This is a genomic window from Lactobacillus iners DSM 13335 (genome assembly GCF_000160875.1).
GTDB lineage: Bacteria > Bacillota > Bacilli > Lactobacillales > Lactobacillaceae > Lactobacillus > Lactobacillus iners.
In genome coordinates this window covers 1-16,677 of sequence record NZ_GG700805.1, presented here as the reverse complement: position 1 = coordinate 16,677, position 16,677 = coordinate 1, and the positions used below count along the sequence as shown (strand labels likewise).

Here is a 16,677-nt window from a genome sequence, read left to right as displayed (position 1 = left end):
ATGGCAGTTATTGTATTGAGTGGGCCTATTGGAGCCGGTAAATCCAGTTTAACAAGTATATTATCTAAATATTTAGCGACAGATCCTTTTTATGAAAGTGTTGATGATAATCCTGTATTACCATTATTTTATGAAAATCCTAAAAAATATGCATTTTTATTGCAAGTATATTTTTTAAATACACGCTTTAAGAGTATAAAAAAGGCACTGTCAGCAGATAATAATGTATTAGATCGTTCTATTTATGAGGATGCGTTATTTTTTCAAATGAATGCCGATATAGGTCGAGCTACTAAAGAAGAAGTAACGACGTACTATGAATTGCTGGATGGTATGATGGCAGAACTTAAAGCTATGCCTAAAAGGCAACCAGACTTATTAATTCATATTCATGTTTCATATGAAACGATGATTAAGAGAATCCAAAAGCGTGGTCGTAAATATGAACAATTGAGTTATGATCCTACTTTGGAAGACTATTATAAACGATTATTGACTTATTATAAGCCATGGTATGATCAATATAATTATTCTCCTAAAATGGTTATAGATGGTGATAAATATGATTTTATGAATAGTGCCGATGATTGTGATAAAGTCTTAAAAATGATAGTCGCAAAATTAAAAGAAGTGGGCAAATTACCTCAAGATTGGACTAAGTTATGAGTAGAGTAATGGAGAATTATCATGAACATTATCAAAAAATATTTTAGCTTAGATGAAGCACATACAAGTATAAAAATCGAATTTTTAGCTGGATTAACAACATTTATTTCTATGTCATATATACTATTTGTTAATCCAAGTGTCTTAGGAGCTAGTGGGATGGATAAAGGAGCTGTTTTTACGGCTACTGCCTTAGCATCAGCTTTAGGAACAGCAATTATGGGAATTGTAGCTAATTATCCGATTGGAGAAGCTCCAGCTTTAGGTATCAACGCTTTTTTCGCTTACACTGTATGTATAGGTATGCATGTTAAGTGGCAGACAGCTTTAGCTAGTGTTTTTGTGGCCTCTGTTTTATTTATATTGATTACTTTACTTAAACTAAGAGAAAAAATTATTAATTCAATTCCAGCTGATTTGAAATTTGCTATATCATCAGGTATAGGCTTGTTTATAGCTTTTTTAGGATTACAAAATAGTGGCATGATTGTTGGTAATAAAGCCACTTTAGTATCTATTGGTTCTTTGGAGAATCCTTTAGTATGGATAACTATATTTGGTCTTTTATTGACTGTAGTTTTGATGATTTTAAATATACCAGGTTCTATATTTATTGGAATGGTTTTTGCAGCTATATTTGGCATAGTAATAGGTCAAATTGCTATACCAACCAAATTTATATCTTTTGCTCCTAGTTTAAAACCGATATTTGGTCAAGCAATTTATCATATTGGTGATATTAATACTGTGCAGATGGTGGTTGTTGTTTTAACATTTCTTTTAGTTACTTTCTTTGACACTGCAGGTACATTGATTGGATTAGCTCAGCAGGCTGGATTTATTAAAAATAATAAGATGCCGCGAGTGGGAAAAGCATTAGCGGCAGACTCTACGGCAATGATGGCTGGTTCAGTTTTAGGTACATCGCCTGTGGGTGCATTTGTTGAATCTAGTTCAGGTATTGCAGTAGGTGGACGAACAGGATTAACTGCAGTATTTATTTCGATTTTCTTTTTAATTTCAATGCTTTTTAGTCCTCTTTTATCAATTTTTACTGCTCAGGTTACGGCACCTGCATTAATTATTGTAGGTGTGTTGATGGCACAAAATACTGCACATATTCATTGGGATCGACTAGAAATTGCAGTACCAGCATTTTTGATTTTATTAGGTATGCCTTTAACCTATAGTATTTCTGATGGTATTTCTCTTGGCATGATTACATACCCTATTTGTATGATTGCTGCTAAAAAATATAAAGAAATTACGCCAATGATGTGGGTTTTGTTCTTTATTTTTATTATTTTCCTCTGGATTTTAAATATTAAATAAAATGGAAGGTAATGTTTATGAAAAAGATTATTTCTAACCTAATACATGCATTATATATTTTCTTTGCTTTCTTTATATATACACTATTACAGTTATTATATTTTTTCAGAATTCCCAAAACATGGCAACCTCTCTATAATATCTTAGCAGTAGCTATTTCTTTGGTAGGTGTTTTATTGCTAGCATATTTATATTATAAGGGTCTAAAACACCAAAAGTTACCGTTTAATAATAAGCCACATTGGGATATTAAGCGAATATTATTTTCATTAGGTATGTTTATCTTACTTATTGTTTGTCAGGTTGTGATGATAAAATTCTTTTATGCAAACCATATTTCAGCTAATCAAAAAGAATTAATTCATATGCAACAAAGAGTAGGCTCTCTATTTAAAGTTTTAGTTATATTAGTTGCTCCATTTTGTGAGGAAATAATTTTTAGAGGTTTATTTTTCAATTACTTTTTTACTCAAGATAATATATATAGCAAAATATTTGGCATTATTATCAATGGCTTTTTATTTGCATGGTTGCATGATCCAACTTTTTCGATTTTTATATACTTATACTGGGTAATGGGGATGATTTTAGCATTTACATATTTGCAGACAAAGGATTTGAGATATTCGATTTTAGTTCATATGTTGAATAATATGTTAGGCTAAATAAAAAGGACTTGTATGTAAATACAAGTCCTTTTTGCTTTTTATTATTAACTTAATTGTGGCGTCTTTTTAATATAATAATTTAGTATGAATGGAGATATAACAGTGGTTACGATAATTACTAAAATCAAACTGGAGTAAATATCACGTGGAAATAGATGATGTGCAATTCCAATTTGTGCAACAATTAATGCTACTTCACCTCGTGAAATCATACCTGCTCCAACAATATTACCTTCTAAAGGCGTGAATCCAAAATATTCACTAGAATATTTACCAGCCCAGAATTTAGATAACAAAGCTAAAATGGTCATTAAAATAATAAAAATTGCATCTTGAATTATGCTAGAAAAAGTCATTACTAGTCCAATTTCTGCAAAGAATACAGGTATAAAAATAGAATAACCAATAGCAGAAACCGATTCTGCAACTTCTTCATATTGAGGTGTTTGTCTAATTGCTAATCCTCCAAAAAAGGCCCCTACTACTGCACTCAATCCTACAAAATCAGCTACCCAAGCCATAGTTAATGATAAGATCAACGAGGCAATTACCACTGAATAAGAAACTGAAATTTTTTCTGCAATTCGCATAAAATATGGTGCAATAAATTTATATATTAGCCAAACAACTATGAAATAACCTATTTCGATTACAATGTTGATAAAAAAGTTATTAGTTAAACCACTACGTCCACCTTCATGACTGAAAGTAGTAAATAAGCTTAAAACAACAACTGCTAAAATATCATCTACAACAGCAGCTCCAAGAATAGCTGTTCCCGCTCTGCTATTTAATTGCTTAGCATCTTTTAACACTTCAACAGATATTGAAACGCTAGTAGCAGCAAACACTATTCCGATAAATAAAGCTTCTAGAGGTTTCATTTTAAAGAACAAGCATGAGGTACTAATAAAGAGAACAGGTAAAATTACACCTGTACTTGCAACAGTGAAACTAAGCTTAAAATACTTTTTCAATAAATCTATATCACTTTCCAATCCTGCTAAGAACATTAGCAAAATTACACCAAATTCAGAAAACAAGGTTATGGTTTGATTGGGATGTACTAATGACAAAATAGCTGGTCCTAAAATGATTCCAGATAATAATTGACCAATGACAGCAGGCATTTCTAAACGTGTAAACAACTGCCCTAAAATGGTTGTAATTAATAAAATTAAAATTAATTCACCTAAAAAGTGCATGAATAATATTTCCTTTCCAGTTAAAAATGCACCAAGGTTGTAAGTAAAAAAGCTTCAAGAAAGCTTATTGACCCAAATAAGCATATCTTGAAAGCTTTAAATGCTCCAACCACTGATAACATATAAAATGTATAAGATAGATATATTTTATAAAATTAATTAAATTTGTACAATATTTATTCAAATTAATTATTATTTTTATTCTGATTTTTAATAGGAATTACATTATAATAATTTTCAAAATTATGTACTACAAAATTGAAAGCCTTAATCCATTCGCGTCTTGTTAGTATTCCTTGGAATATGCCTGTGTCATTTACAACTGGTAAAAAAGAATTATCAATTAATAAGTGCAATTGCGTTTCTAATGTTGTTTGCGTAAAATTTATTTTACTAAAAGTAGTTTGCATAACATCTTTCACTTTAAGTATTGTTAAAGGATTAGTCGAGATATGATCAGTTAAGAGCATTTTATTTGTAATCATAGCTAGACTTAATAATCCAACTACACATTTTTCTTTATTTAAAACGGGTATTTTGGCATATCTAACTTTAGTTAAAATTAAAAAAGCATGGTATAAAGGTGCATCATCTTGTACAAATGCAATTTTTGATGCTGGTATGAAAAACGTACCGGATTTTTTATCTAATAAGTTTTTTATAGCAGGTGAAAACATGCAATCAATCCTTTCCTCAGAAACATTATATATATTATAGTATATAAGATAATTCTGATTATTCATTGTAAAATCCCATTAAGCGAAGTAGTATAAATATTTTACACAGTTATATGCCTATAGTACAATGAAGATTTGAGGGGGATGATGATGAAAATTTTTAAAAAGGTACTTAGAAGTTGCTTTATTATCCTATCTTTATCACTTATGGTTATTATTTCTTTTATTGCATATCATTCTTATTTAGAACATAAAAGCGTAAAAATCAATGTATATAGTAGACCTGCCTTAATCAAAGCTGCTGATGGTAATAGTATCAGTCCAAGTTATAATAGTTCATATGCATATAAAAAGAGATTGTCGGAACGATACCCTAATATATATCAGGCTGCGTTTGATGCTCCTTCACAAAGCCATATCGGTTCAAATGTAATTATTCCAGGATTAGTAGTGACTAGAGTATATGATTATACAAAAAAGAAGATCACAGAAGCTGATGAAATGACACCACAAGGGATTACAATAGCAGATAAGTATATTTTGGTATCAGCTTATGATGCAAAAAATAGACATGCTTCAGTAATATATGTTATTAATAGTCATACGCAAAAATATGTTAAGACTATCCAAGTGCCTGGTAGACCACATTTAGGGGGCATTACATATGATCCTGTAGCACATAATATTTGGATCACTGGCCGCCAAAATGGTCAGGCTGCTTTGATGTCCTTTTCATTAAAAAAACTAAAAAGATATGATTATAAGAAAAAACATAAGTCCGTCCAATATGACCATATTGTAACTTTACCAACTGTAGAACGGGCTTCCTGCGTTACATATTATGATAATCAATTATTTATATGTCTTTTTAATAAATATTGTAAGGGGCAAATAGTATCATATCCTATTTCTAGAACTAAACCTTATAAAGGAACAATTATTAGTGATCAAATTAAGGCAGTCACAGGGGAAGTCTCTTGGGCTTTAGGATCTGGGAGTGCAGGTCTTGATCCGCAAATCCAAGGCTTAGCATTTTATCAAAATAGAATTATTTTAAGTCAATCCTATGGCAGTCAAGATTCCAAGTTATATTTTTATTCTACATCTGCTTTAAATAATTTAGATAATAGTAAAGCTGATAAAGTAGTCAATTTGCCACCATATCTAGAACAAATACATGCGGTAGATGGTCAATTATTAATGTTATTTGAATCTGGCTCCAAAGCTTATGCTCGAGATAATATGATGGTAATGGATAGAATTTTATCGGTTAATATTAATGCGTTGTTAGGAAGTTAGAAAGGTAACAATTATTATGATCTTGCCCGGAGTCCGCAGATGGATAAGAATTTCAGGATGGTTAGGAATATTTGTAGCATATATAATCTTGCAAATGTATAATTATACACACCAACCAATGTTTATTGTTTCCCTAGTTATTGTTATTCTATATTCGGCTTATATGTTAGCTACTTCAGCAGAGCCTAGCTGGTATATTACTAGTATAATGTTACGTAGAATAATAATATGTATTTGTTTGGTATCGATAATTCAAGGAGTTTTTTTGTGTATAGCTTATTATAAATTAAAAAAATCTAGAACAATCAAATAAATAAATATCCGTTTTTGAAATATTGTTGTAAAATTTAATCATGGTATGTTTAGGGGGGAATTATGATTAAAATAAATGATAAAAATAAGACATGTTTAAAGAATATAAGTATATTTGTCTTGAAAACATTATTTTATTTTGCAATATTGCTAGTTTTAGTATATCTATATTCATATAGTGGTATTGGAGCAGCAAAATTTATATATAAGGATTTCTAATTTGAAAGGTATTAATAAATGATCAAAGATATAATTCAAAAAATAGATGGGATTGCATTAGAAGATCCACATCGATTAGCATATGATTACCTAGGAAATACAAAAACATATGGTGAATTGAAATTGCGTTCAGATCAGTACGCTACTAAAATTAATTCTTTAGGATTAGCATCTAAAGAGCCTATTATGATCTGGGGAGGTCAAACGTTTGATGTTATTGCAGCTTTTTTGGGTTGCTTAAAATCAGGACATGCTTATATTCCAATTGCATCATATTCTAACAGTGATCGTTTATTTATGATACAAGATGTTTCTAAGGCTACTACTGTTATAGCGGTGGATCCACTACCTGTTGCCGTGGAAGGCGTAAATGTTATTGTGCCATCAGATATAGACAAAATTGACAGTGTTAAGATAAATGAAGCTGATTTTGTAGCTGGTGATGATAACTTTTACATTCTATTTACTTCAGGCACTACAGGAAAGCCTAAGGGTGTTCAAATTAGTTATAACAATGTTGTTAGTTTCTTAAATTGGGAATTTGCCGATTTCAAATTGCCAGACAGACCTAAATTCTTGGCACAGGTTACTTATTCTTTTGATGTATCTGTAATGAGCATATATCCAGCTCTATTATCTGGCGGTAGCATTGTTGTTATGCCGCATGAAATAACATCTAATTTGGGTCAATTATTTAAGATTTTACCTAATTTGAAATTTAATGTCTGGGTATCTACACCTTCATTTGTTGAAATGTGCTTTTTAGATCCAACATTCAATCAGGAACATCATCCTGACATAACACACTTTTTATTATGCGGTGAAGAATTTGGTCATAGGACTGCACAAATGTTGCATAACAAATTTAGTAATAGTCACATCTTTAATACATATGGTCCTACTGAAACCACAGTGGCAATTACTCAAGTTGAAATAACGGATGAAATTCTGAAAAAGTATAACCGTTTACCTATTGGTAAAGTAAAGGAAGATACTGTAATAACTATTGATACTACTAAAGGACAAAAAGAATCACAGGGTGAAATTGTTGTCACTGGTCCTACTGTTTCTAAAGGTTATATGAATGATCCTGAAAGAACTAAGAAGGTCTTTTTCCATCAAGATGGACAAAAGTACCCTAGTTATCGCGTTGGTGACTTAGGATTTTTTGAGGATGGTATGTTATTTTACCGTGGTCGTATCGATTTTCAAATTAAATTTAATGGCTTTCGTATTGAACTAGAAGAAATTAATTTCTATTTATCGAAAAATCCATTAGTACGTTATGGTGTTGTTGCTCCTAAATATAATAAAGATAATAAAGTACAACAATTAGTAGCGGTGGTGGAATTGGCCGAAGGAGTTAAGGAAAAGTACTCTGAAAAAGAAATAACACAGCAAATTCGTGAGAGTTTGGAAAAAGAAGTTATGCCGTATATGATACCACAAAGATTTGTTTATAAGGATAAGCTGCCAATATCGCAAAATGGCAAAGTAAATATTAAACAAGTCATTAAGGAGGTTAATAACGCGTGATCAATCTGCAGCCGTATACTAACCCTCGTTACTTTATCATTTTATTTATAGCTTTGTTGCCTTTGATTATTGGTCTTTATAATGGCAAAAGATATAAAAATTATGAAGCATTTATTTCATTTCTTTTTTTATTCTTAATGTTTTCAGGTTCTGAATGGATACAAGGGGTGCAAATTATAGGATATGTTATTTTTCAATTTCTGATAACGTTCCTATATCAAAAGTATTTAAAAAAAGGGAAGAACAGTACTAAGGTTTTTGTTTGTGCGGTTATTGCATCTATTTTGCCCTTAGCTTTAGTTAAAATTGCACCATTAGTTCCAACCGACGTTTCAAGCCTCATAGGATTTGTTGGAATATCATATTTAACTTTTAAAACTGTTCAAGTTATTATGGAATTGCGTGATAAGACGATAAAATCTGTTGATCCAGTTACTTATGCACGTTTTTTGTTATTTTTCCCTACGATTTCGTCAGGTCCTATTGATAGGTATAGACGGTTTCAAAAAGACTATGACACAGCTCCAACTAGAGATCAGTACTTAGATTATTTAGAAAAAGGCACTTTTTATATTTTTCAAGGCTTTTTATATAAATTTATTATTGGTTATGTCTTTGGTACGTTATGGTTACCGCAATTAGCTAAAACCGCATTATTTATTGGTAAAGCTAATGGAGGACTTAGGTTGTCATGGGCATTAGTGGGATATATGTATTGTTATAGTATGTACTTATTTTTTGACTTTGCAGGTTATTCTTTGTTTGCTGTAGGTACATCCTATTTTATGGGTATAAATACTCCTGTTAATTTCAATAAGCCATTTATTTCGAAAAATATAAAAGATTTTTGGAATCGTTGGCATATGACTTTGTCTTTTTGGTTCCGTGATTTTATTTTTATGAGATTTACTTTTTTTGCAATGAAAAAGCGATTGATTAGGAATAGAATTAGGTTATCTCAGATAGCTTATTTATTGAATTTCTTAATAATGGGTTTTTGGCATGGTATAACATGGTATTATATTGTATATGGTATTTTTCATGCTGTAGCTATTATTATTAATGACATTTGGTTGCGATTTAAGAAAAAGCATAGCGATCATATACCACATAATAAGTTTACAGAAGCGTTTGCCATATTTTTGACTATTAACATTGTATGTTTTGGTTTCTTGATTTTCTCTGGATTTTTAGATACTCTATGGTTCAAATAAATTTAAGTCAAGTTTGTATATTGATATTGAAAGGAATATATAATAATGGATATTAAGCAAATTGTTTTGGACATTTTAAATGAATTAACAGGAGAAGATTTGTCTTCTCGTATGGATGATAACTTATTTGATACAGGGTTACTAGATTCAATGGCTACAGTTCAATTACTTCTAGAGTTGCAAGAACAGTGTGACGTTACTGCACCTGTATCTGAATTTAACAGAGATGAATGGAACACTGTTAATAAAATAATTGCAAAAGTAGAAAGTTTAAAAAATGAATAGTAAAAGCAGATTACTGCATATTTTTGGTCCGCTTATTTGTGCCTTTGTTTTATTAGAATTAGTTTTATTGTATCCGTGGACAACTGATATAAAATCGGAACAGCTTTTGTATAAAGCGTCAGTATCTTGTTCTAAAAATATATTCAAGGGACAGGAAATTAAACAAGCGGCATTTAGCAAAGAGTATGTGCCATTTTATGGATCAAGTGAATTGTTACGTATGGATTGTTGCCATCCTAGTGTCTTAGCGTATAAATATAAACGTGATTATAAGCCCTTTTTATTGGGGGGACCAGGTAGCCAATCATTAACGCAATTTTTTAATATGCAAGAGACTGTGCAACAATTGCAGAATAAGAAGGCCGTGTATATTATTTCGTCTCAATGGTTTACGAAACAAGGACAGAATCCTAATGCTTTTGGTTTATACTTTTCACAGTTACAATTAGTTAATTGGCTTTTATCTGCTAAAGATAGTATAGCGACTAGATATGTTGCAAGGCGTTTGTTGTCAATGCCCAAAGTGGCTATTAATTCTAATGTTATAACTAATTATGCATTAATGATGATTGCTTCCGGCAAGAAATTAACACCTGAGCAACTTTTGTGGTTTAGAATACGTCGACGGATGCTTTTGAATGAAGATAATTTTTTCACTTCTATGTTCTGTGATGATAATGTGGACCATATCAAAAAAGTATCGGAAAAGTTACCTGATAAGTACGATCTAAATAAGTTGCATGAAGTTGCTACTCTTGAAGGAAAATTAAATACTAATAATAATTCTTTTGGAATTGCTAATCAATTTTATACTAAGAGACTTAACAATGCTAATTTACAACGCTTAAAAGGGGCTCAAAAGACGTTTAATTATACTAAATCGCCAGAATACTCTGATTTGCAATTGGTTTTGAGTGAATTTGCTAAAGAACATGTTAATGTTTTGTTTGTTATCCCTCCTGTTAATAAAAAATGGAGTGATTATACAGGACTTTCTTCCAAAATGTATCAAAAAACCGTTGCTAAGATTAAGCAACAGTTAATTAGTCAAGGCTTTTATAATATTGCGGATCTTTCTAGAGATGGTGGTAAGCCATACTTTATGGAAGATACGATTCATTTGGGTTGGAATGGTTGGCTTGAAGTTGACAAGTATGTAAGACCATTGATGAAACAATGTAATATACCAATATCATACAATCTAAAAAATTATTATTTTAGTAAAACATGGGCTAATAAAGTTAATATTAAACATACAACTAAGCAGTTAACACCTAAGAAACAAGCTCAGTTACATATTAAACAAGCCCTTGATAATGCTAAAGTGCGTGGAAATGTGCTAGTTATTAAAAATAACAAACCATTTTTAAATTATCAAAACTCTTATGCAGATTATGATATGAAAAAGGAAACATTACCTAATTCGAGTTATTTAATTAATTCTACGCAAAAAGTTATGACAGCTGTTATGCTCATGAAACAAGTAGAGAAGGGACGCTTAAGTTTATCGGATAAGTTGTCTAAGTTTTATCCGCAAGTACCATCTGCTGATAAGATTTCTATATCTCAATTATTAAGCATGACATCAGGTTTAGCTACACGTCCTCGTGCGATATTAGGGACGTCGACCTTTAAATCAAATCAAGCTGGTATAAGATATGATATCAAGAAGAATATAATTTTCTCACCGAAGTTGTATAACAAGCGATATTATGATTCCTTTAATTATGTATTGATATCAGGTATTCTAGAAAAGATTACTCATAAAACGTATGAACAATTATTCACTGCTACATACATTAAGCCGTTAGCATTAAAACATACAGCTTTTGCTTGGTCTAAACCTGCAAAAATGTTAGAAATAGGAGCGGTTAATAGTTATCAATCATTGGATAACGTATCTAATCCATTAGTAAAAGTTAATATTGATATTAACCAGTTGCATGGATTAGTAGGTGCAGGCAATATATATATGTCTAATGCTGATTTGTACAAGACTATTAGATATATTCTGCAAGGTAAGATTATCTCTAATCAATCAATAAAAGAATTATTTAATAAGGTCAATAATAAAAATGATGGCTCTAACTATATGGGTGGATTTTACAATTTTGTATCATTTAAATCATGTAATGGTTATGGCTACGGCTTTAGTAATTTTGTACGTATATCTAAAGACGGCTCCAATGCTATTATTGTACAAACTAATATGCCTATTAAAAGATTCTTTGCATTGCGTGCTACTATGAATAAGCTGATATTAGGTTTATCTAATTAAAAAAATGCTTTGAAAAAAGCTAATCTATTTTGAGATAGATTAGCTTTTTTGTTATTCTACAGACTGTAACGCTTGTAACATGTCTTGTTTCTTTATTTTAAAATGGATGATGAATGCTAAGATTGTTGTAACAACTAGGGGAATAATTGCAGATATTAATAAATTATCAAGATATATATTAGGATCAAACATTGCAAAACTAGGAGGTAGTTGTACAATGATGAATTTGTGTAGTAAAAATCCTAAAAACCAGCCTCCAAAAATTCCAAATATAGCTAGAATAATAGTCTCGCGATAAATATACATTGTAGCTTCTATAGAAAAATATCCCAGAACCTTAAGGGTTGCTATTTCACGTATTCGCTCGAGCATATTGATATTTGTTAAATTGTAGATAACTATTAAAGCCAACATAATAGCCATTATAATTAAAATTATTATTACTTCAGTCAAGTTGCCAGTAAAGTTTTTTAATGTTTTAAATGATGTTTGATTAGATAGAATCGTTTGCAAATTATTTGTTTTTAGCAGTTTTTCATTAAATTTGTTTAAATCTTTATGCGATTTCAGAGAAATCATGTCTGCATTAGATGTATAGCTTGTTTGAAAAACTTTTTGATAAGTTTTTCGATTCATGAATAGATAGTGACCTAAATACATTTCACATATGTGGCTAATAGTCACCTTTTTTGTATGGTTATAATTATCTTTAAAAGTAAGTTTATCTCCTACTTTGACATGCATTATTTTAGCTAATTTTTCATTAATGATAGCACCAGATGAATTTAGTAAATAACGTTCTTTGTTTCGTCTATTGCGTAAGTCAAAATATTTTTTTAAAACGTTCTTATCTGCAAAAGTAATTACTTGAATATTAGAATCAATAAATTTATGTGGTTGTTTAGTATGACATACTTTATAGTTTATGTATGTGTGTCGTTTAACATAGTTATCATTAATGATTGATTGGTAATGACTATTATTTTGTGGTATTTGATGGTTATGTAATGCAATTAAATCATATTTGATAATATCGCCATATTGCGTATCAGCAATTTCTTTTAACGAATCCCGAATTCCTAACCCCATGACTAATAAAGCACAACAACCTGCTATACCCAAAATTGTCATGAACATTCTACTTTTAAATCGAAAAACATTTCTAGCAGTTATTTTTAAGGAAAAGGATAATCTATTCCATAAAGGAGGAATTTTTTCCAGTAAAATAGAAGACCCTAATTTTGGCTGCTTAGGTAGTAATAATGCTTTAGGCTCCTCCCTGAGTGCACCCCAAAGAGCCCACATAGAAGCGACAATAGTTGATAATACACAGATAATAATAGCTTCAATTAGTAAAGGTACGGATATTAAATTAATCAGCTGGTCATTAAGGATGGAATTTGCTAAATAAGCTTTCATAATTATATTAGGTAAGTAGTTAAAGCCTGTATAAGCACCTATAAAAATTCCTAAGCTGCTAGCTAATGTGCTGAAAATAACGAATTGTAATGCAATATCTAAATTAGAATATCCCAGACCTTTTAATGTACCTATATTGATTCGGTCACTATCAATAAAACGTGTCATTGTTGAAAAAGTTACTAATCCGGCAACTGCAAAAAGAAATACAGGAAAGACATTTGATAAAATATCAATTTTTTTTGAGTTAGAGATATACTGCGTGTAGCTTTCCAGGTTATCTCTGCTTTGTACCGTATAATATGGTAATCCTAAAGTATTTTTAAACAAATTAGCTTGCATATCTTTATGGCTAAGGTTTGCATTCAATAGTTTATATAATTTTTGCTGGTCAGAATAAACAAACTGATTGTATTTTTTGTTGTAAGGGTCAATATGTTTGACTTTTTTTAATTTTAAGCGAGCAACATGGTAGACAGGACTTTGAAAATTACCTTTGGTAATAGTTGCAAATCCATCTAGTCTTCCATTACCAATATTAGTTTGTCCAACAAAAGAGCGGTCTAAATATTCAGGCGATTTGATAAAACCAACTATTTTGAAAGAATGTGATTTAATCGTTGATGAATGTTTAAAGGTGATAGTTTGACCTATATGAAATTTGTTCTGTAATAAGAAAGATAAGGCAATTTCATTAGCTTTGCTAGGCATTTTTCCAGTAACTACTTTAGGGATGCTAATGTTTTTGGGCTTTGAAAAAATTCTAATTGCCAAGTTATTTTTCTTAGTTATTACATCTTGTTGATATCCACATTCTAATTTAGCTGTATCTTTAAAATTTTGTAAAAGTTTTTTATCTATATTATCGATACCATAATTAGAAGTAATGATTAGGTCTGCTAAATTTTGTTTGACAAAAAATTGGCGACCAATTGCACGCATGTCGGGTCCAGTACTTTTTAAGCCTAATAATGCAAAAGTTCCTAATCCTAAAAGAAGTGTGATTGCTATAAACCTGGTAATGGAATTAGTAATTGAGTGAATACTATAACGCCATAAAACTTTTTTGTTCATAAAAGTCGCCTACCATTCTATGTCATCAATAGATGTGGGATCAGAATTAATATCTATTTTTTTAACTTGTCCGTCTTGTATATGAATAATTTTGTCGGCTATAGGAGCAATGGCACTGTTATGTGTCACAATAATAGTTGTAACACCAGAGTTATGACACATTGTTTGCAAAAGATTGAGTATTTTTTTACCAGTTTTATAATCTAATGCTCCTGTTGGTTCGTCGCATAAAAGTAATTTTGGATTTTTGGCTATAGCTCGTGCGATAGCTACTCTTTGTTGTTCGCCACCAGATAGTTGAGAAGGAAAATTGTTCATGCGATTTTCTAGTCCAACTAATTTTAATGCTTTATCTGCTGGCATAGCATTGGCGACTAATTCTGCTGCTAGTTCTACATTTTCTTTGGCAGTTAAGTTTGGTATCAAGTTATAGAATTGAAAAACAAATCCTACATCATATCGGCGGTATTTTGTTAGTTTTTTATGTGAGTAATGAGATATATTTTTGCCATCTATTATGATGTCTCCTGAACTGCAATTCTCCATACCACCTAAAATATTTAATAGAGTTGATTTTCCAGCACCAGAAGATCCTAAAATGATGACTAGTTCACCTCTATTTATTACAAAATTAATATTATTATTAGCATAGATTTTCTCCATACCATTTTTAAATATTTTAGTGCAATTTTTTATGTCAATGTATGTCATGGCTTTTCCCCTCCTGGCAAAATCCTACTATACCTATACTTAAATTGTAACTTTAAGTTAATATTTATGACAATAAAATTTAGCAAAATGTCTTTTTTATTTAGATTAAATCAAGTATAATAATCGTTAGTTTTATATTATTTATTAATTAATTATTAAAAAACTATAAACTATATTACTAGGAGTAATTTTTTTATGAGTAATTTTTTTAAGAAAGTATCTATTGATACATATCTTAAATCAGATGCACGCTTAGTTAGAAGCCTGAATGCACGAGACTTGATAGCTTTAGGTATAGGTGCAGTTATCGGAACTGGAATATTTATATTACCTGGTCATGAAGCAGCGGATCATTCAGGTCCAGCTGTTGCAGTAGCTTTTTTCTTAGCAGCTGTGGTATCTGGCATTGTTGGTATGGCTTATGCTGAATTTTCTTCTGCAATGCCTGTAGCTGGTTCAGCTTATTCTTTCGGATCCATCATATATGGCGAAATAGTTGGTTGGATATTAGGCTGGTCGCTATTATTAGAGTATTTCTTAGCGGTTTCGGCTGAAGCTACTGGTTTTGCTTCGTATTTTAATGATAATATTTTAAACTCTTTTGGGTTTAATTTACCTAAATCCTTGCAAGCTGGGCCTTTGCAAGGTGGAATTATTAACCTTAGTGCGGTTTTAATTACGCTGATTGTTGCATTTATAATATATCAAGGAGCAAATCTATCTAAGCGTGTAGAAAATATAGCCGTAATTATTAAAGTCTCTATCATCATTTTGTTCATAATTATCGGCATTTTTTATATTAAAGCAGATAATTATATACCTTTTTATCCTAAAAAGTTTCAAACTGCTCCTTTTGGTATTGGAGGTATATCTACTGCTGCTGCAACAGCTTTCTTTGCTTTTATTGGTTTTGATGCCTTAGCATCCAATTCGGCTGAAACTATTAAGCCAGAAAAAAACGTAGTTCGTGGTATTTTAGGTACTGTATTGATATCAGTAGTACTTTATGTAGCATTTTCTCTAGTATTGACAGGAATGGTTAATTATAAAAAATTAGGTGTGGATGATCCTGCAGCATATGCATTAAAAAGTGTGGGTTTGCATTCGTTTAATAAAATAATTACATTAGGTGCTCTAATCGGTATTTTTACCGCTATGTTAACTATGCTGCTCGGTGGATCTCGTTTGCTATATGCTCTTGGTCGTGATCATTTGCTACCACCTGCTATGGGCAAAGTTGATAAATTTAGAGAGGTACCTGATAATGCTATTATTATTGCTACTATAGTGGCAGCATTTTTTGCTGGATTAGTGCCGTTATTTGAGCTTGCAGCATTAATTAATGCTGGAACATTGTTAGCTTTTACATTAATATCGTTTGGTATCATTCCATTGCGTAAACGTAAAGATATAGTTAATAAAGGATTTAAAATGCCACTTTATCCAGTGTTACCTGTTTTAGCAGGTATATTTAGTTTATATTTTATTTTGATGTTACCTATATTGACCAAAATAATGGTTACATTATGGCTGATAGTTGGGTTACTGGTTTATATTTTTTATGGTGTAAAACATTCTAAATTACAAAATCAAGAAAGTTATAAAAAATGATTTTTATAACTTTTTTGTTTATAAAAAGCTACCATATAGTTTTTTAAAAAATACGAATAATATTAATGACAAAACGTGACGAAAAGCTATACTTTCGGAGAGTAAAGCAAATGCTTGAAATGCTTGCTTTTAGCAATGTTCGTATAAAAAAATAAAATAAAAAAATAGCTC

14 protein-coding genes and 1 other annotated feature are annotated in these 16,677 nt (G+C 30.7%); of the genes, 10 read left to right on the top strand and 4 right to left on the bottom strand.

What is annotated here, in order from left to right; all coding sequences use genetic code 11:
- The 3 genes from HMPREF0520_RS02105 to HMPREF0520_RS02095 are packed head-to-tail and all read left to right on the top strand — an operon-like array spanning position 1 to position 2,663.
- A complete protein-coding gene (locus HMPREF0520_RS02105) occupies positions 1-666 on the top strand; it encodes a deoxynucleoside kinase (RefSeq protein ID WP_006729252.1) in 666 nt (221 codons plus the stop codon).
- 21 nt (positions 667-687) lie between these two features.
- Positions 688-1,998 carry an NCS2 family permease gene (locus HMPREF0520_RS02100; protein WP_006729251.1) on the top strand — a complete coding sequence of 437 codons (1,311 nt, stop codon included), beginning with the start codon at positions 688-690 and terminating at the stop codon, positions 1,996-1,998.
- Positions 1,999-2,015: 17 nt separating this feature from the next.
- The gene (locus HMPREF0520_RS02095; protein WP_006733319.1) at positions 2,016-2,663 is read left to right on the top strand and encodes a type II CAAX endopeptidase family protein; all 648 of its coding nucleotides are present in this window, start codon (positions 2,016-2,018) and stop codon (positions 2,661-2,663) included.
- Positions 2,664-2,710: 47 nt separating this feature from the next.
- On the opposite strand, the gene HMPREF0520_RS02090 is transcribed toward HMPREF0520_RS02095, so the two are convergent.
- Together HMPREF0520_RS02090 and cbpB are read right to left on the bottom strand one after the other, a co-directional pair.
- Positions 2,711-3,871, bottom strand: a complete 1,161-nt coding sequence (locus HMPREF0520_RS02090) for a cation:proton antiporter (protein ID WP_006729249.1) — start codon at positions 3,869-3,871, stop codon at positions 2,711-2,713.
- A 62-nt stretch (positions 3,872-3,933) separates the two neighbouring features.
- Positions 3,934-3,982, bottom strand: a sequence feature (sodium ion sensor (DUF1646 type); this cis-regulatory element may regulate processes involved in with the transportation of sodium ions).
- Between the two features lie 74 nt (positions 3,983-4,056).
- Complete coding sequence (cbpB, locus tag HMPREF0520_RS02085; RefSeq protein ID WP_006730814.1) at positions 4,057-4,548, bottom strand: cyclic-di-AMP-binding protein CbpB; 492 nt, start codon at positions 4,546-4,548, stop codon at positions 4,057-4,059.
- A 150-nt stretch (positions 4,549-4,698) separates the two neighbouring features.
- Between cbpB and HMPREF0520_RS02080 the strand changes: the two genes are divergently transcribed.
- The 6 genes from HMPREF0520_RS02080 (at position 4,699) to dltD (ending at position 11,691) form a co-directional block, all read left to right on the top strand.
- Positions 4,699-5,847, top strand: a complete 1,149-nt coding sequence (locus HMPREF0520_RS02080) for a YncE family protein (protein ID WP_006734683.1) — start codon at positions 4,699-4,701, stop codon at positions 5,845-5,847.
- Between the two features lie 375 nt (positions 5,848-6,222).
- Positions 6,223-6,378 (top strand): teichoic acid D-Ala incorporation-associated protein DltX, encoded by a 156-nt coding sequence (locus HMPREF0520_RS02075; RefSeq protein WP_006729245.1) that lies wholly within the window; start codon positions 6,223-6,225, stop codon positions 6,376-6,378.
- 18 nt (positions 6,379-6,396) lie between these two features.
- Positions 6,397-7,914, top strand: coding sequence for a D-alanine--poly(phosphoribitol) ligase subunit DltA (gene dltA / locus HMPREF0520_RS02070; RefSeq protein ID WP_006729244.1), 1,518 nt, complete (start codon positions 6,397-6,399; stop codon positions 7,912-7,914).
- Entirely contained in the window at positions 7,911-9,128 is a 1,218-nt protein-coding gene (gene dltB, locus HMPREF0520_RS02065; RefSeq protein WP_006729243.1) for a D-alanyl-lipoteichoic acid biosynthesis protein DltB, read from the top strand. The genes dltA and dltB overlap by 4 nt, the downstream gene beginning before the upstream one ends.
- Before the next feature lie 45 nt (positions 9,129-9,173).
- Positions 9,174-9,413: a D-alanine--poly(phosphoribitol) ligase subunit DltC gene (dltC, locus tag HMPREF0520_RS02060; protein ID WP_006729242.1), complete on the top strand. Its 240-nt coding sequence runs from the start codon at positions 9,174-9,176 to the stop codon at positions 9,411-9,413.
- Positions 9,406-11,691, top strand: a complete 2,286-nt coding sequence (gene dltD / locus HMPREF0520_RS06200) for a D-alanyl-lipoteichoic acid biosynthesis protein DltD (RefSeq protein ID WP_006729241.1) — start codon at positions 9,406-9,408, stop codon at positions 11,689-11,691. The genes dltC and dltD overlap by 8 nt, the downstream gene beginning before the upstream one ends.
- A 51-nt stretch (positions 11,692-11,742) precedes the next feature.
- On the opposite strand, the gene HMPREF0520_RS02050 is transcribed toward dltD, so the two are convergent.
- Together HMPREF0520_RS02050 and HMPREF0520_RS02045 are read right to left on the bottom strand one after the other, a co-directional pair.
- Positions 11,743-14,184: an ABC transporter permease gene (locus HMPREF0520_RS02050; RefSeq protein WP_006729240.1), complete on the bottom strand. Its 2,442-nt coding sequence runs from the start codon at positions 14,182-14,184 to the stop codon at positions 11,743-11,745.
- Positions 14,185-14,193: 9 nt separating this feature from the next.
- Positions 14,194-14,895: an ABC transporter ATP-binding protein gene (locus HMPREF0520_RS02045; RefSeq protein ID WP_006729239.1), complete on the bottom strand. Its 702-nt coding sequence runs from the start codon at positions 14,893-14,895 to the stop codon at positions 14,194-14,196.
- 195 nt (positions 14,896-15,090) lie between these two features.
- Between HMPREF0520_RS02045 and HMPREF0520_RS02040 the strand changes: the two genes are divergently transcribed.
- Positions 15,091-16,506 carry an APC family permease gene (locus HMPREF0520_RS02040; protein ID WP_006729238.1) on the top strand — a complete coding sequence of 472 codons (1,416 nt, stop codon included), beginning with the start codon at positions 15,091-15,093 and terminating at the stop codon, positions 16,504-16,506.
- Positions 16,507-16,677: the final 171 nt, after the last annotated feature.

Coding starts and splice junctions, on each gene's coding strand:
- HMPREF0520_RS02105 (WP_006729252.1), top strand. CDS start 1: ATGGCAGTTATTGTATTGAGTGGGCCTATTGGAGCCGGTAAATCCAGT.
- HMPREF0520_RS02100 (WP_006729251.1), top strand. CDS start 688: ATGAACATTATCAAAAAATATTTTAGCTTAGATGAAGCACATACAAGT.
- HMPREF0520_RS02095 (WP_006733319.1), top strand. CDS start 2,016: ATGAAAAAGATTATTTCTAACCTAATACATGCATTATATATTTTCTTT.
- HMPREF0520_RS02090 (WP_006729249.1), bottom strand. CDS start 3,871: ATGCACTTTTTAGGTGAATTAATTTTAATTTTATTAATTACAACCATT.
- cbpB (WP_006730814.1), bottom strand. CDS start 4,548: ATGTTTTCACCTGCTATAAAAAACTTATTAGATAAAAAATCCGGTACG.
- HMPREF0520_RS02080 (WP_006734683.1), top strand. CDS start 4,699: ATGAAAATTTTTAAAAAGGTACTTAGAAGTTGCTTTATTATCCTATCT.
- HMPREF0520_RS02075 (WP_006729245.1), top strand. CDS start 6,223: ATGATTAAAATAAATGATAAAAATAAGACATGTTTAAAGAATATAAGT.
- dltA (WP_006729244.1), top strand. CDS start 6,397: ATGATCAAAGATATAATTCAAAAAATAGATGGGATTGCATTAGAAGAT.
- dltC (WP_006729242.1), top strand. CDS start 9,174: ATGGATATTAAGCAAATTGTTTTGGACATTTTAAATGAATTAACAGGA.
- dltD (WP_006729241.1), top strand. CDS start 9,406: ATGAATAGTAAAAGCAGATTACTGCATATTTTTGGTCCGCTTATTTGT.
- HMPREF0520_RS02050 (WP_006729240.1), bottom strand. CDS start 14,184: ATGAACAAAAAAGTTTTATGGCGTTATAGTATTCACTCAATTACTAAT.
- HMPREF0520_RS02045 (WP_006729239.1), bottom strand. CDS start 14,895: ATGACATACATTGACATAAAAAATTGCACTAAAATATTTAAAAATGGT.
- HMPREF0520_RS02040 (WP_006729238.1), top strand. CDS start 15,091: ATGAGTAATTTTTTTAAGAAAGTATCTATTGATACATATCTTAAATCA.